The sequence below is a fragment of the Acidobacteriota bacterium genome (genome assembly GCA_016715115.1).
Lineage (GTDB): Bacteria > Acidobacteriota > Blastocatellia > Pyrinomonadales > Pyrinomonadaceae > JAFDVJ01.
On the sequence record JADKBM010000016.1, the window covers coordinates 201,383 to 222,448 of the forward strand.

Consider the following 21,066-nt stretch of genomic DNA (forward strand, 5'->3'; position numbering starts at 1 on the left):
GTTCCGGGTCGGGGAGCGAAAAACGGCCCTCAATTCGAAGACCCGAAACGAATCTAAAATTTTAACGGATTAAACTGAATTTGCGTAGCGTCCGCCGCGTCGTCAAAAGAATTCGACGAGCGGCTATCTAAGGGCGAGAAATTTGAAGCTTCCGAACATTGGAGAGAGTTTAATGCAATCCGGGCGGAAAAGTCCAACGATTCCGCAAACGAGATCGCGCCCAAGATCTCGAAGCGGACGCCCGAATGCGGTTTCGCTCGATCGCGCCGTTCGGCCCCGGGATCTTGCGACGCAACCCGCGTCACGCGATGAACCGAGGCTCGATCGCATCTTAGGACATTCCGTTTCACCCAATCACGCTTCAAGCAAGAGAAACCCCGATCGAGTGCGACGACTCGAGTCTTCGAATAACGGGCCGTCGCGACCGGTTTCAGAAAAACTTCAGAAAATATTCATAAATTGCTAAATACCGCCGTGTTGTCTTGGGAGATAATCCATCCTGCGTCAAAAGGAAATCCAAGGAGTCGCCACATTATGAAAACTGAATGTTCACTAGGTCGTTTCCGATCGTTGTTCGTCACTATTGCGACATTGCTCGTCACTGCAACATCGTCATTCGGCGGTGCCGCCGAGCCTTTTTTCCGCCAATTTTTCGAACCGCCCACGAAGTGGACGGGTGCCCCCGCGATGGCAGCCGGCAGTAACAAACTTCGCGGAACGACGGGGAACGACACGATCAGGATCGGGCGAAACGGCGAGTCGATCGTGATCGAAGGACTTGGCGGCGGAAACCTCACCATTTCATCGTTCGCGCCGACCGGTGAATTGGTGATCTACGGCCTTGAGGGCGATGACACGCTTGAGATCGACTTCTCCGGCGGACCGTTTCCGTTCTCGAGCGTATCATTCCACGGCGGCGGGCAAGTCTCCGCGACCGGCGATACCGTGACGCTCCTCGGCGGGAGTTTCGACCGCGGCGTGAGCGACCCGATCAATTCGCATGACGGGACAATCACGTATTCAGGCGGCGAGACAGGAAATTTCGTCCTCAAATACACCGGACTTGAACCGATCAACGACCTGACGGCGGTCGCCGATTTCACGATCAACGCGACGACGGCGCTCAATTTCCTCAACATCGTCAACGGCCCGATCGTCTCCGCGACGCAAACCACGCAGGTCAATGACGGAGGCGGTGCCTTTGAATTGGTGAACGTCGCCAACAAGGCCACTCTGCGGATCAATGCGCTTGACGGAAGCGATCAGATCGCCTTCAACAACAACTTGAAGGGCGTCGGCATCAATTCCTTTATCGTCAGCGGCGGGATTGGCAACGATCAATTCAACATCAATGGTCCGGGCACGGTCGCCGGAACATCCTACGTTTTCAATGGCGGTGACAACGATGATCTTTTCGTTATTTCCGGCGGTCTTCTTTCGGCGGCAGTCACGATAAACGGCGATGCCCACAACGGAGCGACTCCGAACACGCAAGATCGCCTGACCGTCAATTCTTTCGCTTCGAACGTGACGCAGAGTGCAACCCAGCTTGGATTTTCGGGCGGACAATCGATCAATTTCGCGACAATTGAATTGATCAGCCTCAATAATCTGAACACCTTGTCCGTCAGCGGCACTGCGGCAAGTGACTCGCTTCTGCTGTCCAAACCAACCGCAACGGATTTTCGCTCGGTTCTCAATTCGGGACTGCCCGTTGAATTCAATGACCCGGCAGCCGCCGTCGGAGCCCAGTTCTTTGCGAACGTCGGAGCTTCCGGCGACACGTTCACCGTCGACAACACGTCACGATTGGTTGATCTTCGGGTCGCGTACAACGCCGATGCCAGCGCCGGCGACGTCCTCAACGTTTTCGGCAATCCCGGATCGGCGATCGCCCGCGAATCATACATCGTCGGTGCCAGCGAGGATGCCGGTCGATTTCTGGTGGACCCGAACGGGAATATGGGCTATCTGAAGACTTCAGTGACGAGCGCCGACGGTGACGAACTTGATATTTCCTTCAACGGTCTCGACAGCGCCTTGAATTCTGACACGCCCGCGGACATTTTCGACATTGCGCTGTCGGCGTCTCCGGACAACGCGACGATCTCCAACGACGGAGTCCTGCTGAACACCTTCCAGTCGATGCGGCTAGTCGATAATTTGGCGACGTTCGTCAATACAAGACTGACGCGAAAAACGAAGATCACGGTCGCGGGCTTTCTCAGCACCGACACGATCGCGTGGAATCTTGGCAACGTGAGTGCCAATCTTGCCAACCTGGAATTTTACGGATTCCTTCCGCCGGGCCTCGGAGTGGACGATGCCCCCGGAAGTTCGATAAACCGGGACGTCGTGGACATTAACGACCCGGCGGGCGCGGTCAGGAACGGTACGTTCACTTACTCCACAACGCAATCCGTCGTCGACATTTCTGGACTCGGTGTAACTACCCGCGTCGGAACCGCCGAAACCATCAGCTACGATGGCAGCGCAACCAATGACGACCGGATGACGATCGTCGACAACGCTTCCGCCGCATTACCTGCGCGGGTCGCCAATCTGACGTCGAACGGCGCCGAATTCACGAGAAACGGCGGTGTCGGGAATCCCGAATTCGCGCCCGATCTCTTCATTACGGGTCTTGGAGGAGTAGCGACTCCTCTGACGGTCGACGGGTCGGCGCCGACGACCAATCCGGGTGATCTTTTTGTCTACGGCGGTCCGTCCAACGCAACGGTCACATTGACCGGGGCAGGTTCCGGGACGGTTACGGCGGCCGGCGTGATCGGCGTTGCGTACCAGAATTTTGAAGCCACCAGATTTTCCAACCGAAAACCACCGGCAGACTTTGACGGGGATCTGAGAACGGACGTTTCGATCTTCCGGCCTGCGTCCGGACAGTGGTGGCTGAATCGGTCGACGCTTGGAACAATCACGCATACCTTCGGCAATTCCGCTGACAGGCTGGAACCCGGCGACTACACCGGCGACGGCAAAACGGATGTCGCGATCTATCGGCCGTCGACCTCCGAATGGTTCGTTCTGCGAAGCGAAGACTCTACCTTCTTCTCGTTCCCGTTCGGAACGGCGGAAGATCTTTCGGTTCCGGCGGATTACGACGGCGATGGGCGTGCAGACGCGGCAGTATTCAGGCCTTCGAGTTCGACCTGGTTCATTCAGCGTTCGAGCGGCGGAACGACGATCCAGCCGTTTGGGAGCGCTGGCGATAAACCGGCGCCGGCAGACTATGACGGCGACGGCAAGGCTGACATTGCCGTCTTCCGCCCGTCGAACGGACAATGGTGGCTTAACCGATCAACGGCCGGAATCATCGTCTTAACGTTCGGTATCTCGACCGATCGCCAAACTCCGGGCGACTTTACGGGTGACGGCAAGGCTGACGTCGCGTTCTGGCGGCCGGGCACGGGAGAATGGTTCGTTCTTCGCAGCGAAGACCTGACGTTTTTCTCATTCCCATTCGGAACGGTTGGTGACATCCCGGCCCCCGGCGATTACGACGGCGACGGGAAGTTCGACGCGGCTGTTTTCAGACCTTCGACCGCGACGTGGTTCCTTCGCCAGTCGACCGCGGGAACATCGATCCTCGGATTCGGCATCTCGACCGATTTACCAGTTCCGACTGCATACTTGCCATAGCTGATCTTCTGAGGCCGGTCCGACACCCAATTCGGATCGGCCTTTGATGACATCGGTGTCGTCCTGCGAAGAGGACGTTTATTCAAAATTTGTGACGATTGAACCCAGATTACGCATTAGCGGATTTTGCCCGCGAATCCTCGCCAATCGGCGCGAATGGAAATCCGGTTTAAGAGCGCGCCGAAAGACTCCGTTTTTATGAAATTGGGACACAAAGCTTCGAAAAGCGGTTTGTTCGGACGCGTTCGGACAAAATTCTATTCGCGCCGATTCGCGGAAATTCGCGGGCAAACTTTCCATTGCGTAATTCGGGTTGAAGGGATTGTCCGGACGGTCGAGCCGGAAACCGGACGAATCGTGATTCCGGTCGGACAGACGATTATTTTCCAACGAGCGGATTGCAAGAAATGCCTTAACGTGGTGATCACCGATGGCGACGGCAATTACAAATTAAGGGTCGGCGAGGGAAAATATCGAGTGATCGTCAATGAGGCTTGTTTGGAAGGCGGTAGCACATTGGATCCGAAACAGCCGGAATTTGTTAATGCCAATGATAAAGTAGGGCGCAACGTTTTTGACATAAATCTAAGACGGTCAAGGAACGCGGCGGACATTGAAATCAAATGAGGCGTCACCCGGTTTTTGCAACGCTCGACATCCTCAACATCAGCCGGTTCGATCAGGCGAACACGAGTTTCACGGCGGTTCGGCAACAGGACAAGCTTCGCGAAACGCACGGGAAAGACGCAGTTGTCGCTTGACCGGAAGATTGTTTTGACGAATTCCGTTGCGTCCGCCGCGTCAGCGTCTAAATGCACGGGAAAGACACAGTTGTCGCTTGACCGGAAGATTGTTTTGACGATTCCGTTGCGTCCGCCGCGTCAGCGGCTCGTTGAGTTTAGACGTGGGTTTCAACCCACGGACAGTTCGAAAAGCCTTGCGCGTCGCGTCAGCGACGATTGACTCAGCCGTCGCTGACGCGACAAAATAGCAAGAACCCGACGTCCGTGGGTTGAAACCCACGGCCAAATTCGGGACATCGCTACGCGATGCGGATCCGTACGCAAGTTCGCGCTAAAATGGACGAACGACCGCGGGCGCACCGTAAAGATCACCGCCGTTGGGGTGATCAGTGACTCAGGAACTTTTGGCCATATGGGCCGATACCGCAGAAAGTTCGTGATCGATTATGTTGAGTCAGTGGAGGTACAGCCCAGCCCCTCCCGGTACGGCTTTGGGCGAAAGCCAGTTGAACACGTAATTTTGGCTAACTAATGCCGACGACGGTCAATCAGGAGCTATGAATTGCAAATGTTTCGGACATTCATCGCATCTCTAATCGGCACCGTGATTCTTACAGTATTGCCGCTCGTAAACTATTCTCAGGAATGTAGGACTCCCGATACGACTAAAAGGGTGACTCTCTTCCTGTCGAACCGAAGTCTTGACGACGCCCTTTCGACCCTCGGAACGAAAGCAGGTGTCTCAATTGGATTTGTCGACCTTTCAACGGTTCGGAATCCGTCTCGACTGGTTTCGTTGAAACTGGTATGCGTTTCCATCGAAGATGCGCTTGCCGAGATCTTTTCTCAGGATCGTAGATATCAGTGGGAGATCAAAGGAGACATTGTAAATGTTTGGCCCCGTGACTCGGACGTGACCGTAAATCGAATCGCGAACGTCCGTATTCGACACCTGGAGTTTAGAGAAGTTCCGCTGAGTGAAGTGGGGATCAGGATTCTTGAAAGCGGTGATGTCAAGTCACAGTTGAGTATTGCTGAGAAAACGGGCAGCGGTGGCATGAAGTATTCTGGCCCGGCTCGCGATGATCCGAAAATCGTTGCGTCGTTCAAGAACGAAGCGTTACGGGATGTCCTAAATAAATTCCTTTTGGAAGGCAATGCGGCGTTTTGGAAGATTGAGTTAGATGGCGCCGAAGATCAGTTTGTTCAAATTGTACTTCTTGGCGTTGTTTCAGATTGAGAAGCCCTTCTTGGCGGTTGCGCACAAAGAATTGGATCGTCGGTCAAGGTTGGGAGCGCATTGCCTTGACCGGCGACCCGAGTTGGCCGTTCGCCGATTATTCGTAGATATTTTCGGAGCGCTCGTTTCGCAGACGTATCCTTCCGGCCTACCCGCGTTCGTGTGATTCGTCCGCGGAACTAGCTTGAGGAATTATGAACGTTTATCGAAAAGAACTAATTGAAAGACTTGGCGAGAAATTAGGCAAAAGCGAATTTCGCCTATTGCGGCGACTTAATTCGTTCATCAAAAAGGGAGAACCGCTACAGAGTTACACTCTGTATTTTACAGATCGGTAGGAAGGTTACGAAGTCGACCCGGTGTTTGGTCTGCGATTCGACGAGGCCGGACGCTTTCGGACGTTGACCGCTTAATCAACTCGCGACCGGAACCTATCAGCATTTATGGGTTCGAGGACTATATGTGCTACAGAGGTATCATCGTTGCCAAACTCGCAGACAATCCGCGCTATGCGGAGTTGGTTGAGATCTATCGAAAGAAGGTCTATGAGTTTTATCGTCCGGGATTTGAATCACTCGTTGAGATCCTCGATAGTTTGGACGATGCTAAAGTATGACAGAAGCTGAGATAATGACGTTGTTATTGGAAAAACCCGGACTGTATATCGGGTATGGATCGGTCGTCCGAATAGAGGCCTTTATTGCGGGCTATACCTTTGCCAAGAAAAAACCGGATGACCTTGTGTACCGGGGATTTGGTCAGTGGTTACGCAAGAAATTCGATATTCGCCAGGATCTCAGTTGGACATCCATAGTTTGTTTCGTGGGCCAGAGTGAGGCAGAAGCCTTCGAAATAACCAAGGAACTTTGGAAAAAATATAAAATAGAAATAAGCTAATCCGAGCCTTTCAAAACACCGATGTGACGCCAATCGTCTCGCGATATGCTTCTAAAACCAATATAGGCGCCGATAGGTTCGGACGAAAGAAACTAATTAAAGAGTTTCAGGAAAAGGTTTGGAATTCCGAGACGCCGGACGAACCTGGTTTCGAGATTCTATCTGAACTTGCCTTCGACCTAGACTTCTACGAGCCCGACGAAAAGCGCAGGCGTGAAGATTTCTCTTACTACGGTGATGAGAGGTTGAACACGGAAATTGAATTGGCAATACAAAAACTACATGTGGGCCGGAATCTTCGATCGAAAAGTTGAAGTTCGGCAACAACCGATGGGAAATGGCGAAGTTCACCGAGCGTGCGCAGCTGACCGAGATCGGGATCGGCGTCGGTGTGAGCGACAACAGCGTCTGGAAGCTCGAATACAAATACGGCGAGCTTGAATCGGGATCGGTCAATGCGAACAAGAACACGGGCAACATCGCACAGACGGTGATGACGGTTGCCGGCATTGCGAATCCGATCGTCCAGAATTACAAATACGATCCGCTCTATCGGCTGACCGAGGCGCGACCATATGTTTCCCCGGTCAAACAGCCGCAGCGCGGCGGCATAGTTTAGCCGTGGCGCGTAAGCCCACGGAAAACGAGCGAAATCAAATGACCGAGCCGCGTGAGCGGTGGCACGCTACCCGAAAATGTAAAGACCGTCGCGGGGATCGACATCGTGAAGCCTCAACAACTCGCGATACTCTTCTTCAAAGCTCATTTTCGCGTGATGAATTCTCTGGTTCCGAATGTATTCGATAACCTCCGGAACTGCGGATTTGCTCACCGAGAAAATCCCGAAACCGTCCTGCCATCCGAACGATCCGAGATTCCCGAACTCTTCGTGAATGAACCGGGAAGAGTTGGCATTGAGTTTCATAACGACTTCGCTCGGCGCGTATTTTGGCGGAACCATCAAAAGGGCGTGAAGGTGATCTTCGATCCCGCCGACCGCAACCGCCGTGCAATCGATTCCCCGGGCGATTCCGCCGATGTTTCGCCAGACCCGATCTTCGATCGACGGGGCGATCCAGCCTTGCCTGAGTTTCGTACTGAAAACGGCGTGATAGAAAAGAGATGAGTAAGTATTTGCCATCGTGAGCCTCCAAATTGAGATTGAGTGTAGGGGCTCGATTTTGCCAAACGAGGTCCGTGAATGCAAGCGCCTTGCGGGACTGTGCCGCCGCTCGCGCGGCTCGGGGGTCATTTTTTGACTTTTCCGTGGGCTTACGCGCCACGGCTAAGTTCTGCCGCCGCTCGCGCGGCTGGTTGAGCTGGAAAAGCGAGTCGGACGGAATTGATCGTGCCGAGCCCGACCGATCCAATCGTTTCAGGAGACAGTTACGGAAACAAAACGACGAAGAATCCGGCCTCGACTTCGCCGAAGCCAGAATGTGCGAAAACCGCCACGGCAGATTCACCGCGGTAGATCCGCTTCTCGCAAGCGGCAAGAGCGCGAACCCGCAGACATTTAATCGGTTTGTTTATGTGCTGAACAGCCCGTTGACGATGTCGGATCCTGACGGTTTGCAGGCCGGTCGATGGGTTTTCCCAACAGCTGGCGGTGACGGCAAATACCTCAAGAACGACAAGCCGATTCCAAAAGGATACTTCGAAGTTACCGAGCGAAACAGAAACGGTGACCTCGTCGTTCCATGGTCACAGTCAAAGTCCACGACATCGGGCGACAAGACTTATTACGATTATTACGATTATGTGGTCCGACTCAATGAATTTGGCCCGCGGACACCGCAAACATTCATTGATTCAAGGACCGGGAGAACATTTAAGGAGTCGCTCAGTTTCTACGAACGCCAAGGGTGGGAAGTAATAAAGGGAGATGGATACCACTATGTGCATCCCGCAACCGGCGCGGTGGTAAACGCGATCGAACCGATTGACGTCGCTCTGGTGCTTGCACCGTTCAAATTCGGCGCAGTTGCCCGGGGAACGACGATTACAAGGCTTGGGGTAGCCGGTGAATCTTCGACCACGGTCCCGTACAGGCTTGCATTGGGACTTGGCGATGTTAAGGAATTTGCGCGAACCACGAAATCGGTGACTTATATTGAGCGAACGGGAACCCGGCTCTTCATTCCCGAAAAATTCGAACGACTCGCGCGAAACGCAACGGAAATCAACTTCAACTTCGGGGCTCGTGCGACCGGCAATCAATTCAGCGTCAGCCGATTCGCAGTTTGGCAGCGGAACGGTCGCCCATTGCAGTCTGGAACGTTTACAATGCAGGAGTTGGATTTCATCCTGTCGAACCGAGAAATACTCAATAAGACCCGATTCCATGTGTTCCCGGGGAATTGAATGATATGACCGAAAAGCAATTCATCGAAATCGTTGAAGCGGTTTGTCGCCGACCACGAATGTACACCGTAAACGGCACCTTTGAGGAGGTGGTCTGTTTTCTCGACGGCTTTGGTCTTGGTTCGGATTTGGCGACTGGGCAAACTCATTCCATCTGGACGAACTTCGGAAAATGGCTTGCAAACACTCGCGGAATTGCAAACGGGCCGATTATGATGTCCGAATTCCGAGGGTGGTATGAAAACGATGAAAGAGCATTGGCGGAACTGATTCGTTTTTATCAAGAGTATGCTAATAACTCCGATGTTGGGTTTTGAACGCGATTGACTCGCAGTTGAAGTCGCAAAAACATTGCTCAGGACGCAACCGTTTTCGTCGCTTGAGAGTTGGTCGCCGAATACATGACGGCGGCGCCGCCCGAGAATCCGACAACTCGTTACACCGCGAACGACATGTTCGGGTCTCCTAAACCGGAGAACGCACAATCACCGCGAAATACGGAGTCTCCGACAACCTCCGCCAGAAATTCACCGGCTATCAAAAAGACGACGAAACCGGCCTCGACTTCGCCGAAGCCCGGATGTACGAAAACCGCCACGGACGCTTCACCGCCGTCGATCCGCTCCTAGCTAGCGGCAAGAACGCGAATCCGCAGACCTTCAACCGCTACACCTACGTCCTGAACAGTCCGCTCGTCAACACCGATCCGACGGGTTTGCAGACTAATCAAGAACCAGAAAATGAGACCGAGACAATCGACGGAGGTACCTCTCGGGCCTGCGAGTTCTTTGGTTTTGCTTGCCGTGCGATGAGGTGGGTGAGTAACACAATTTCTTGGAACGGTGAAACGGCAAGAACTGGCTCATGGGAATTGGCAACGTTGGCGGTAAGGTATCGTTCATATACATCGGGAGGTGACGATTCTTGGGAAACCGATTCCACCCCGACACCCATTCGATTTGGATTCCAACAAGTTGTGAACAGCACAACGGAAGCGCAATTCGATGCGCTTAATCGGACGATGGAAGACGTAGACGCTAAAATACAATGGGTTCCAGTTCTAAGTAGTATCTATAATGCTCAAAAGTCCGGGCTTTTGGCAGAACAAGGGCGGGGGAGTTACGGCAGATTCGCCGTTGACACCGTTCTTCTTGGCGTAGACGTAGTGACAGCACCGACGGGGAGCAAGGGACAATCGGCCAAAAGTATTGCCTTGGGTCTGGAGACCCTTGGGGAACGCTTTGTTGTTAAGGAACTTGCGGAATCGACTTCAGCTAGCGTTGCAAAAAACTGGGCTAGTAACGGAATTACCCGGCGGACGGTAACAAACAACTTTGGTCGCGCATTTAACCAGGCTGCGTCTCGGTCTGATCAAATATATTTTGCGCTAGACGGCCTAATTGATGATATTCCCGGAGCCCTGGACAAAGGGAGGAGATTCGGCTTCGATGTGCGGCGCCGTAATGTCACAAATGCCGAGCTCTATACAATCGCGAACAATCCAAGCCTGTTGCAAAAAACAACTTTCTTCGTCAATAATCGTCGGGTCGCTTCGCCTTTTTGAAAGGCCAACAGCGTTTTGATTGAAAATAATGAAAATTGAGGAAGATATTAGAGAAGTACCGCAAAATTGGAAATTAGTGTTGAACCATTATTATGGTCTCGCCGCTGAGGGCAAGGATGTACTCCCGATTTTTGAATTGTTTGACTATCTGTTGCGGAACGGTCGACTTGACGGGTGCCATCCGCTTTCCTTTTCGCATTGTGTCAGTTTCTCTCGGACGAGCAGCTATGAGGTTTCTCGAACGATGCCATCAGTAGCCGTACAATATCTCGGGAACAGGAGATTTCGAGTCTTCTACGTCGAGGCGGAAACCAAGGGTTTTTCCGAAAAACGGTATGACTGTTCTGAAGCGGAAGTCTATGGATTAGTTGAGTCAATGACACTTCGCTTAGAAATCGATGAGCGATCGCGAAAGCAACCCGACTCTAATCTGTGATATCGGGAAACCCTTTTTCTCCCTTTGGTTCGAAACGCGAAAATATGCACGTCGACCCTTGGTGGATTTGCGACCAACTCGACCGCCGCGCCGCCCGTGAATCCGACGACGCGTTACACGGCGACCGACATGCTCGGGTCCCCGCGCGTGATCACCGACAGCGAGGGGAACGTCATCGCGCGCCGCGATTTCAAACCCTTCGGCGAAGAGATCACCGACAACACCGGCGAGCGCACAACAACCGCCAAATACGGCGCCGCCGACAACCTCCGCCAGAAATTCACCACCTACCAACGCGACGAAGAAACCGGCCTCGATTTCGCCGAAGCCCGGATGTACGAAAACCGCCACGGCCGGTTCACTGCCGTCGATCCGTTGCTCGCAAGTGGAAAAGCCAAGAATCCGCGGACTTTCAATCGGTTTGTTTATTGCGGGAGTAATCCTGTAACGTGCTCTGATCCGTTGGGCCTGGATTGGATCTTGGAAGAGCGGGTCGAAAAACAAAGAGTCAAAATCGGCAAGAAGTACAAAACCGTTGAGCGAAAATTCCTTGTACCAGTATACGTCGACAAATCCGATGTTGTGGGGATTCCCCGAATCGAACCCGGTGTTTATCAGGACTCTTCATCAGGAGGATATTGGGCGCTTCATCCTACGAGTAATGTCCAGTCACCTATCTACAACTCAATGGCGGAGGCAAAGGCGGCATTTGATCGATGGGTGAATGGCCCATCGATCGGACCAACGAATCAGGGTGAATCGAGTAACGTACGTCCTGGGTTTCTTCTGTTTGAATTTCTCACTGGCACGGGCGAGGAACAACGCTTCTTTGGCCCAAACAGTAGTATCACAAACGGAATGAAAACATCGCCACAGCTATCCTCCGACCGAAATCGGTTCAGCGAAAATGCATGCAATCGTTCGGGATTTCAGTACGACCGTACCCGGAGTGAAGGTCAATTCGGCGTCACCGGTCGTGGTACGATTGATCGGTTTCTTCCTGGAATTCAGGGCAATGGTTCCGATAGCCATTTGAGGGCAACCGTCGACCTAAGCGAGTCTCGTAATTTCGTCGGATCGTTTCGCATTAGAATCGCAGAATTGGACCCGAACACTCGTTTAACGACATTCACGGTAAGCAATGAGACAGGCGCGTACTCAACGTTTTATCATCTTCTGAGTGATCGGAACGTAAATACTTCGCCGTTGGGTAATTTTGGAGGCTATCGGAGCAATTCCCGGGCGTCATTGTCTACCATCAGACAGACTATAATGTGGAGTGAACGCAATCCCTGTGGATTTAGATAGAGAACTAGCATTACCATGAAACTGCGGCCAATATCGAACGCGACTTTAAGGCTCTGTATGGCACTGACCGTGACTTTGCTTAGCTCCTGTGGCGGCGGTTACCGGCCGGTTAAGGGCAATTTAAGCGAATCCGAACTCATCGGTAGATGGATGGTCAAGGCCGAGAGCGAATTCTACCTTAGAAGCAATAAGATCGGTTCGCCCGATCGGAACCCCGTACTCGTCTTGGAAGGCAATCACGAGTATCGTCTCGACGACATTCCGCTTTGCTGGGCGCGATTTGAAGAATGCGGCGAAGGAGTTGAATCGTTCAGAGGTAAATGGAATCTACATAGAGGCCCGGGCAATCAGATCTGGCTCGATCTAATTGATATGGGTAGCGGAAGTCCGAGACTCATAACGATCCCGTTGGCGCGGCAAAGCGGCGTTCTATTGGCGGTGTTTACTTTTGGTGATCCCGACAGTGGACGGACCATTTTCCTTCAACGCTTAGAAACGCCATAACGCCAACTGGGAATCGGGTGGGATCGAGCGGATGAAGCTCGGGAACAACCGCTGGGAGACGGCGCGCGTTCAACGAGCGTGCGCAGCTGACCGAGATCGGAATCGGCGTCGGTGTGAGCGACAACAGCGTCTGGAAGCTCGAATACAAATACGGCGAGCTTGAATCGGGATCGGTCAACGCGAGCAAGAACACGGGCAATATCGCCCGGTCGGTGACGACGCTCGCGGGCGTCGCGAATCCGATCGTCCAGAACTACAAATACGATCCCCTTTATCGTTTGACCGAAGCGGGAGAAACCGCCGGCGCGGCGCAGAACTGGATCCAGAACTTCGGCTACGACCGGTTCGGCAACAGGACGGCGTTCAGCCAGACTCTCAACAAGACATCGGGCGCGGTCCAGACGACCGCAACTCCTTTGATCGATCAGGCGACAAACCGGTTTGTCACGACGAATCAGAACTTCCGCTACGACAAGAACGGCAATCTGACAACCGACGGCGACAACCGCGGGGTCGTTTTCAACGGCGAGAACAAGCAGTACGAGGTAAAAAATGCCTCGGGCCAGACGATCGGGCGATACCTTTATGATGGCGAGGGAAAGCGGGTCAAGAAGATCACGTGGAACTCGCAGGGTGCATCCGAGACCACGATCTTTGTCTATTCTGCCGGAAAGCTGGTCGCGGAATACTCGGACACGCAGGTTCCGGTTCCGAACAAGACGACCCGTTATCTGACCGAAGACCATCTCGGCACGCCGCGCGTGATCACCGACAGCGAAGGCAATGTCATCTCCCGGCGAGACTTTCTCCCATTCGGCGAAGAGATCACCCCCGACATCGGCTCCCGCGCCTCGGTCGCCGCCTACCAGCCGGCAAACGACAACGTCAAACAGAAATTCACCGGCTATCAAAAAGACGACGAAGCAGGATTGGACTTCGCCGAAGCGAGGATGTACGAAAACCGCCACGGCAGATTCACTGCCGTCGATCCATTACTTGCCAGCGGCAAATCAGCGAATCCGCAGACTTTCAATCGGTTTGTGTATTGCGTCAATTCGCCATTGGGTTGCGTCGACCCAACGGGCCTAGACGGCGAACGGCGGTGGTACTCGACAACCAATCCGGACCTTCTCAAGGAAAAGTGCGACAACCGCTGCACGACCTATTATCAAGCGTTCGAGGAGTCGCCCGGAGAGAAATGGAACGACGTGAGTTTCGAAAACGGGGTTTATCATGTTATCAGCGGATCCCGAATTGGCACACAATACCTTTATGCAGACGGAACGAGTGACGGCGGATCCCGTGCGCGATGGTTCGACGAATGGGCCTCTTTCACACAAGCCACGCGCGATTACTGTCGAATTGATCCAAAATGTATCGGAGTACGCGACCCGGAATTTGCAGCACGTGCAGGCGATGCGATGTGGTCCGGTGCAGCTGTTTACAACGGCTTTGCCGGAACGTACAATCTCGGAGCATGGGGCGCGAATTCGGCGTCCGGCGGCGACAGAATTCCGTACGCTCCGATTCTGTCGCCTGATGAAAACACATCGGGCGCCGGAAAGTTTTTCTACTACGGCACGAACGGCGCGATGTTGGTGAACGGCGGCGCCAATGTGGTTCGGTCATTGGCGAATTTGAGGAGCATATCGTTGTATCGAGCGATTTCCGCCTCCGAACTCAGAGACATTGCCGTAAACGGTTTGAGAACAAAGCGCGGTGGGTATGAGTCCGTCAAACTATTCGCCACTTCAGTTGATGATGCAACCCGTTTTGGTAGAAACAATTTCCGGCTTGATAAAATCCCGAATTTTGTTTTGGAGGTAAGGGTACCATCGCGAGTATTCAAGATGAGCGAGAAGCTTCCAATGGATGGCATGAAGGCTGTTGCCATTCCGGCTAATCAGCTACGCAGAGCGCAGGCACGGCGTGTTTTTATGGCAAGCCCGCTTTCCGGGAACTAGTTATCTCCTTCGGGAATTTGTTTCTTATGATAATTGCAACTTCGAGAATCAAACTGAACAAGCTTCGAAAGACTCCTTTCATCAGTGGTTACAGGCCCGTTTTTGATTTCGGTGGCGAGTATATGACGAGCGGAATGATTGATCTTCTTGACCGGGACTCGATGAAACCAGGTGATGAAGCTCTCGTTTCAATTCGATTCTTGGATGAGAGCATAGATTACTTAGGGGTCGGAATAGGCTCGACGTTTCAGTTCGGTGAAGGCGACAAGCCATTTGGGCATGGAGAAATCTTGGAATTACGATCGGTTTCGGACAAATCTAACGAAGATTGATGCGCCCCCGCGCAATGTCCTCGCTGACGTGCGGAATACGACCGGTTCGGCAACCGGACGCAGTTCGCGAACTTTGCCGGAACGACGCAGATCGTCAATGACAACAAATCGTTCCCGCAGATCGATCCGGCGACGAACCGGTTCAACCCGAATCAGGGCTACGGCTACGATAAAAACGGCAATCTGATCGCGAATGCCGACGGGCTGAGCGTCGTTTTCAACGGCGAGAACAAGCAGTCGTTGGTGCTCGACCAGAACAACCAACCGATCGGGCGCTACTTTTACGACGGCGAGGGTCGCAGGGTCAAGAAGGTCACCGATCTTGAAACGACCGTGTTCGTGTACGACGCGAGCGGCAAACTGATCGCCGAATACTCGAACCAGACGCCCGAGAATCCGAACACGAGCTATGTCGCGACCGACACCCTGCTGAGCGTCAGGCTGGTGACGGACCGGAGCGGGAATGTCGTCTCACGCCGCGACTTCAAGCCGTTCGGCGAGGACCTTGCCGCCGACCAGACGTTCAGGAAAACGACCGACAAATACTCGACTGCAACCCAGGACAAGGTCCGCCAACGCTTCACCGGATACCTGAAAGACATCGAAACGGGCCTCGACTTCGCCGAAGCGAGGATGTACGAAAACCGCCACGGCCGGTTCACCGCGGTCGATCCTTTGCTCGCAAGCGGCAAATCAGCGAATCCCCAGACCTTCAACCGCTACACCTACGTGATGAACAGCCCGCTGGTCAATACCGACCCGACGGGTTTGCAGAACAACCAGATTCCTGACGAAGGTGGAACAATCGACGGCGGAACCTCTCGGGCCTGCGAGTTCTTTGGTTTTGCTTGCCGTGCGATGAGGTGGGTGAGTAACACAATTTCTTGGAACGGTGAAACGGCAAGAACTGGCTCATGGGAATTGGCAACGTTGGCGGTAAGGTATCGTTCATATACATCGGGAGGTGACGATTCTTGGGAAACCGATTCCACCCCGACACCCATTCGATTTGGATTCCAACAAGTTGTGAACAGCACAACGGAAGCGCAATTCGATGCGCTTAATCGGACGATGGAAGACGTAGACGCTAAAATACAATGGGTTCCAGTTCTAAGTAGTATCTATAATGCTCAAAAGTCCGGGCTTTTGGCAGAACAAGGGCGGGGGAGTTACGGCAGATTCGCCGTTGACACCGTTCTTCTTGGCGTAGACGTAGTGACAGCACCGACGGGGAGCAAGGGACAATCGGCCAAAAGTATTGCCTTGGGTCTGGAGACCCTTGGGGAACGCTTTGTTGTTAAGGAACTTGCGGAATCGACTTCAGCTAGCGTTGCAAAAAACTGGGCTAGTAACGGAATTACCCGGCGGACGGTAACAAACAACTTTGGTCGCGCATTTAACCAGGCTGCGTCTCGGTCTGATCAAATATATTTTGCGCTAGACGGCCTAATTGATGATATTCCCGGAGCCCTGGACAAAGGGAGGAGATTCGGCTTCGATGTGCGGCGCCGTAATGTCACAAATGCCGAGCTCTATACAATCGCGTCCAATCCAAGCCTGTTGCAAAAAACAACTTTCTTCGTCAATAATCGTCGGGTCGCTTCGCCTTTTTGAAAGGCCAACAGCGTTTTGATTGAAAATAATGAAAATTGAGGAAGATATTAGAGAAGTACCGCAAAATTGGAAATTAGTGTTGAACCATTATTATGGTCTCGCCGCTGAGGGCAAGGATGTACTCCCGATTTTTGAATTGTTTGACTATCTGTTGCGGAACGGTCGACTTGACGGGTGCCATCCGCTTTCCTTTTCGCATTGTGTCAGTTTCTCTCGGACGAGCAGCTATGAGGTTTCTCGAACGATGCCATCAGTAGCCGTACAATATCTCGGGAACAGGAGATTTCGAGTCTTCTACGTCGAGGCGGAAACCAAGGGTTTTTCCGAAAAACGGTATGACTGTTCTGAAGCGGAAGTCTATGGATTAGTTGAGTCAATGACACTTCGCTTAGAAATCGATGAGCGATCGCGAAAGCAACCCGACTCTAATCTGTGATATCGGGAAACCCTTTTTCTCCCTTTGGTTCGAAACGCGAAAATATGCACGTCGACCCTTGGTGGATTTGCGACCAACTCGACCGCCGCGCCGCCCGAGAATCCGACGACGCGTTACACGGCAACGGATATGTTGGGATCGCCAAGAGTGATCACGGACAGCGAAGGCAACGTCATCGCGCGCCGCGATTTCAAACCCTTCGGCGAAGAGATCACCAGCAACACCGGCGAACGTACAATCACAGCAAAATACGGCGCCGCCGACAACCTCCGCCAGAAATTCACCACCTACCAACGCGACGAAGAAACCGGACTCGATTTCGCCGAAGCGCGGATGTATCAGAACAAACACGGCCGATTCACCGCGGTCGATCCGCTGCTGGCATCGGGCAAGAGGGCGAATCCGCAGACTTTCAATCGGTTTGTTTATGTGCTCAACTGTCCGCTTGTGCTGGCCGATCCGGATGGGCAACAGGCGGCCACCGGATCGAAAAGACGAGTTGTCGATGTGTACGTATTACTGAATCGCGGAGAACGTCGAGGAACGCGCAGTCTCGACGGACTTGCTCAGCGCCGGAACGTCAACGTGTATTACATCAAGGAGAATGAATTTGGAACCCAAAAGATATTTAAATCCTTGCAAGATCCAACTAGGAATGTCGTAATAGTCACGCACTCCTGGGGCGGCAAAGGCCAAGGGATATGGCTCGGTGAGAGAGTAACGAAGACGCCCTTGGGTAGCATTAACGAAGTACAAAGCCTCGGCTCACTTGGTATCACGACGCGGATACGTGACGAAAAGGGAAATGTTAGTTATCAGAACGAGTCAACGCCTATGATTGATAGTCAAAACGTGTTTATCGTTAGCTGTTGGCAAGGTCGCAACTTCCCGAGAGTACTTCAGTTTCTGAAAGGCGATAATTCAGAGATCTATTTCAATAACCCTTTGGGGCCAGACAATTTGGGAAACAATGCTGGAACGCGGGTCACGACAGCGATGAATGCCGGCTACGAGATAACAAAGGCGCTGTCAAACGGTGATTCAATCGATACGGTGGTAAAGAAGGGTAACGCGGCGCTGTCGAAGGACCCGAAGGCGGCCGGGAACACCGATTATTTGGAGCGGGTGCCCGATTATGCGGTTTCCGTTGAAGTCACCGATGTCGAAGTACTACCTGATGAAAAGAAACCAAAAAAGCCAGAAACCCCTGAATAATATAGAGGAAACACAATATGGATTGTACGAGAAATCATTGGATTCTTATTGCTGTTCTCGCGGTTTCGGCATCGCTGGCGGCATGTTCCCAACGTGTTAGCGATGTAAGAATGAAAACTGAACAGCACGAGCTTACCAGTGTGGAGATTTGTCGTTATGTTTCCGGCAGGTGGATCGTGTACAATCCGCCAAGCAGTGTTGAAGACAAAGATTGTCAGCGGAAACGATGCGGCCCGATTGTTGGTTTGCTTGAGTTGACGTGCAGCGGCGACACCGTGTCCGGCAAAATGCTACTCGGGATTAGTTCCCAGGAGGCGCAGCCGAATGAGTCTTGGGCGGACGTATCAGCGGAACTCAAACGAGGTTCGGTCGCGCTACAGTTCTCGGATGATGAATGCATAATGCGACTTCTTTTAAATGATTTTGAAATGAATCAGTTGTCCGGTGAAATATCGTCCGAAAACTGCAGAGTCCTAGGTCGAGAGATTCGTTGGGACGGAAAGGTGGTCTTGGTAAGAACCAGATAATCTCGACCGAGCTAAAGGGCAACATCGCGCGGTCGGTGATAACGTGTATAGTTTAATTCACCGGCTATCAGAAAGACGACGAAACCGGCCTCGACTTCGCCGAAGCCCGAATGTACGAAAACCGCCACGGCCGCTTCACTGCCGTCGATCCTTTGCTCGCAAGCGGCAAATCAGCGAATCCGCAGACTTTCAATCGGTTTCTTTATGTGCAGAATAGTCCGATTATCTCAACCGACCCAACCGGATTGTGCGGTGGGCCAATAATCCTTGTCCAAGAGAATGGAACCGGACGGCTTACACGGCGACCGATTCCACAGGTCGGACTTGGTACAACAACGAAATCCCTGCAAATACAACGCTGAATTGGACCGTCTTGCCAGTCGGTTCCGATATTACAATTACGGATGTCACGACAAACGCTCAATTTCGCATTTTCAATTATGGCGACGGTACTGTGGGTGGTATGGGCTGGTATCAGGTTAAGGCGCGCTCTCAGTTAGACTTCTTGACTTCAACCCTAAGCAACAACACTTTGGGTGACGCACTTTGGAATCGAAGATTTCCAACCAGAGCTCCAACGATCAGTGTCTGGGATCGCGCGATGATGGATACCATACAAAGAAGCGATAGCAGTGCATTTCCATCCCTTTCGCGATCGGTCACAAAAAGTCCCACTTGGCCAGTCCTAAACGGTATCCGTCGTGTAGCTCGACCCGACGCGATTTCGATTGGCGGCAGTGTGCCAATACCTTTTTGGAATCCCGGAGCAACAATAACGCTAACAAGTGAGGGAGACGTTATCGGGTCTCGGGATTATAGCCCAATCAACCTTTCCAGCTATTCGAACGCACTAAGGAATATTCAGAACCCAAGCAAGTTCCTTTCGGGTTTCAGCACGAAAAACCTCGGAGGTGGAATAAGCCTAAACGCTAATTACATCCTAGACAACAACCGCTCTCGTGATGGGATCCGAGACTTCTTTCTCGGAAGCAGCGTGACGACTCAGGGATGTGCAAGAATATGTGCCGGAGTCACGAGAACCGGCTCTCGGACTTCTTTCAATGTTGGCTTTTCACCTGGTTCTGGTGGCAGCCTTACAATTGGAAACGGCACGTACTTGGGAAATCCAATAGAGTGGTTCAGGCCGAGAAATTGAAAGGAGAAATTCATGGTTGACATAAAGGTCTTGATTCTTGCATTCGGAATTCTTGCAATCGTCTCTTGTTCCGGTCAAACGAATCCCGATGAGATTGACGCGACAGTTGCGCGATCTGAAATCTTGAAACGAGTCACTGCAATTTGCGCTGACATGCCAAAACCGGAGAGCTTTCGATTTATCAGAAAAGAACTTGGCGGAAATACCAACATGGCGGTATTGACGTTTTCTATATGTCCGACAAACGTATGGATGAAATAAAGGCATTCTATGAAGATTGGGCAAGAAACGCCGGTTGGAGCTTTTTGGAGGAAAGCTTATCGGATGAAAGCCGATACGTTAAAGGAAACCAGTTTGTTGTGATTGAATTTCAACTGATGGGTGATTCAAATGTTGAGATCTCGTGTAAAGAAAGACGCTGAGAAGGATTCGGAGACAAAATGTCGAAAAAGGTCATCAGCACAAGCCTCGATGATCGTTCTGATCCTATTGACGGCGGCGTGTTTCAGAATTGATCCAATATACTTTGCAGATGACAAGAACCTTGCGGAGAAGAAGATTGAGTATTTTCATGAATTGTACAACGATCAGAAGTTCGACGAAATGTATGATTTGTTATCGGTTCAGACAAAGCGTGTACTGACATTTGATAACTTCTCACAAGCATATGGGGATGTTCGACGGAATTTTGGAAAAGTCAGAAAAAGTACTCGAATTGAAGAAGGCGTGAAAGTTGAGGCCGCGTACCGCGTTGTTAGACTTGTTTTTGAAACTGAGTTTGAGAAAGCAAGAGTTCGCGAGGAATTTGTTTGCCATGTTACCAAAGAAAATGCGGTCATTTACTTCATGGAGAAACCCGAAGTAATTCGATAGATTACGGAGCGCTGCTACTCCAAGCCGAACCTCAACGTCACAGCCACGACCTGCGCCGGCCTCGCGAGCAACGACCTCAGCGACAACACGCCCGAGGTCACGTTCCTTTACGACGGACTGCTCGAACCCAATCAGGCTCCGGCATCGCCGAACTACGCCAAAGGCAAACTGACGCGCGTCGCGAGCTCGGTCTCGGACACGCGCTACACCCAGTTCGACACGCTCGGCCGCCT

The 21,066-nt window shown here is 52.3% G+C and carries 19 protein-coding genes and 1 pseudogene; 19 read left to right on the plus strand and 1 reads right to left on the minus strand.

What is annotated here, in order from left to right:
- The first annotated feature begins 687 nt into the window (after positions 1-687).
- The 6 genes from IPN69_18655 (at position 688) to IPN69_18680 (ending at position 7,159) form a co-directional block, all read left to right on the plus strand.
- The gene (locus tag IPN69_18655) at positions 688-3,660 is read left to right on the plus strand and encodes a VCBS repeat-containing protein (GenBank protein ID MBK8812734.1); all 2,973 of its coding nucleotides are present in this window, start codon (positions 688-690) and stop codon (positions 3,658-3,660) included.
- 623 nt (positions 3,661-4,283) lie between these two features.
- Positions 4,284-4,421 carry a hypothetical protein gene (locus IPN69_18660; GenBank protein ID MBK8812735.1) on the plus strand — a complete coding sequence of 46 codons (138 nt, stop codon included), beginning with the start codon at positions 4,284-4,286 and terminating at the stop codon, positions 4,419-4,421.
- A 550-nt stretch (positions 4,422-4,971) separates the two neighbouring features.
- A complete protein-coding gene (locus IPN69_18665) occupies positions 4,972-5,643 on the plus strand; it encodes a hypothetical protein (protein ID MBK8812736.1) in 672 nt (223 codons plus the stop codon).
- A gap of 460 nt (positions 5,644-6,103) precedes the next feature.
- Positions 6,104-6,259, plus strand: coding sequence for a hypothetical protein (locus tag IPN69_18670; GenBank protein MBK8812737.1), 156 nt, complete (start codon positions 6,104-6,106; stop codon positions 6,257-6,259).
- Positions 6,256-6,540, plus strand: coding sequence for a hypothetical protein (locus tag IPN69_18675; GenBank protein ID MBK8812738.1), 285 nt, complete (start codon positions 6,256-6,258; stop codon positions 6,538-6,540). Before IPN69_18670 ends, IPN69_18675 begins: the two co-directional genes overlap by 4 nt.
- A gap of 310 nt (positions 6,541-6,850) precedes the next feature.
- Positions 6,851-7,159: a hypothetical protein gene (locus IPN69_18680; GenBank protein MBK8812739.1), complete on the plus strand. Its 309-nt coding sequence runs from the start codon at positions 6,851-6,853 to the stop codon at positions 7,157-7,159.
- 66 nt (positions 7,160-7,225) lie between these two features.
- On the opposite strand, the gene tnpA is transcribed toward IPN69_18680, so the two are convergent.
- On the minus strand, positions 7,226-7,681 hold the full coding sequence (tnpA, locus tag IPN69_18685; GenBank protein MBK8812740.1) for an IS200/IS605 family transposase: 456 nt from the start codon (positions 7,679-7,681) through the stop codon (positions 7,226-7,228).
- 173 nt (positions 7,682-7,854) lie between these two features.
- On the opposite strand from tnpA, the gene IPN69_18690 reads away from it, so the two are divergent.
- The 13 genes and pseudogenes from IPN69_18690 to IPN69_18750 all read left to right on the plus strand — a co-directional run bounded on the left by IPN69_18690 (position 7,855) and on the right by IPN69_18750 (position 20,833).
- Positions 7,855-8,904 (plus strand): hypothetical protein, encoded by a 1,050-nt coding sequence (locus IPN69_18690; protein MBK8812741.1) that lies wholly within the window; start codon positions 7,855-7,857, stop codon positions 8,902-8,904.
- 5 nt (positions 8,905-8,909) lie between these two features.
- On the plus strand, positions 8,910-9,221 hold the full coding sequence (locus tag IPN69_18695; GenBank protein ID MBK8812742.1) for a hypothetical protein: 312 nt from the start codon (positions 8,910-8,912) through the stop codon (positions 9,219-9,221).
- Between the two features lie 167 nt (positions 9,222-9,388).
- Positions 9,389-10,468, plus strand: a complete 1,080-nt coding sequence (locus IPN69_18700) for an RHS repeat-associated core domain-containing protein (GenBank protein MBK8812743.1) — start codon at positions 9,389-9,391, stop codon at positions 10,466-10,468.
- A 460-nt stretch (positions 10,469-10,928) separates the two neighbouring features.
- Entirely contained in the window at positions 10,929-12,212 is a 1,284-nt protein-coding gene (locus IPN69_18705; protein ID MBK8812744.1) for a hypothetical protein, read from the plus strand.
- Between the two features lie 57 nt (positions 12,213-12,269).
- Complete coding sequence (locus IPN69_18710) at positions 12,270-12,716, plus strand: hypothetical protein (protein ID MBK8812745.1); 447 nt, start codon at positions 12,270-12,272, stop codon at positions 12,714-12,716.
- A gap of 113 nt (positions 12,717-12,829) precedes the next feature.
- On the plus strand, positions 12,830-14,680 hold the full coding sequence (locus tag IPN69_18715) for an RHS repeat protein (GenBank protein MBK8812746.1): 1,851 nt from the start codon (positions 12,830-12,832) through the stop codon (positions 14,678-14,680).
- Positions 14,681-14,706: 26 nt separating this feature from the next.
- Positions 14,707-15,012, plus strand: a complete 306-nt coding sequence (locus IPN69_18720; protein ID MBK8812747.1) for a hypothetical protein — start codon at positions 14,707-14,709, stop codon at positions 15,010-15,012.
- Positions 15,013-15,255: 243 nt separating this feature from the next.
- Positions 15,256-16,626 carry an RHS repeat-associated core domain-containing protein gene (locus tag IPN69_18725; GenBank protein MBK8812748.1) on the plus strand — a complete coding sequence of 457 codons (1,371 nt, stop codon included), beginning with the start codon at positions 15,256-15,258 and terminating at the stop codon, positions 16,624-16,626.
- Between the two features lie 565 nt (positions 16,627-17,191).
- Positions 17,192-18,277 (plus strand): hypothetical protein, encoded by a 1,086-nt coding sequence (locus IPN69_18730; GenBank protein ID MBK8812749.1) that lies wholly within the window; start codon positions 17,192-17,194, stop codon positions 18,275-18,277.
- Between the two features lie 17 nt (positions 18,278-18,294).
- Positions 18,295-18,804, plus strand: coding sequence for a hypothetical protein (locus tag IPN69_18735; GenBank protein ID MBK8812750.1), 510 nt, complete (start codon positions 18,295-18,297; stop codon positions 18,802-18,804).
- Positions 18,805-18,863: 59 nt separating this feature from the next.
- Positions 18,864-19,166 (plus strand): annotated as a pseudogene (locus IPN69_18740) (hypothetical protein).
- 1,027 nt (positions 19,167-20,193) lie between these two features.
- On the plus strand, positions 20,194-20,382 hold the full coding sequence (locus IPN69_18745; protein MBK8812751.1) for a hypothetical protein: 189 nt from the start codon (positions 20,194-20,196) through the stop codon (positions 20,380-20,382).
- A 49-nt stretch (positions 20,383-20,431) separates the two neighbouring features.
- A complete protein-coding gene (locus IPN69_18750; GenBank protein ID MBK8812752.1) occupies positions 20,432-20,833 on the plus strand; it encodes a hypothetical protein in 402 nt (133 codons plus the stop codon).
- Positions 20,834-21,066: the final 233 nt, after the last annotated feature.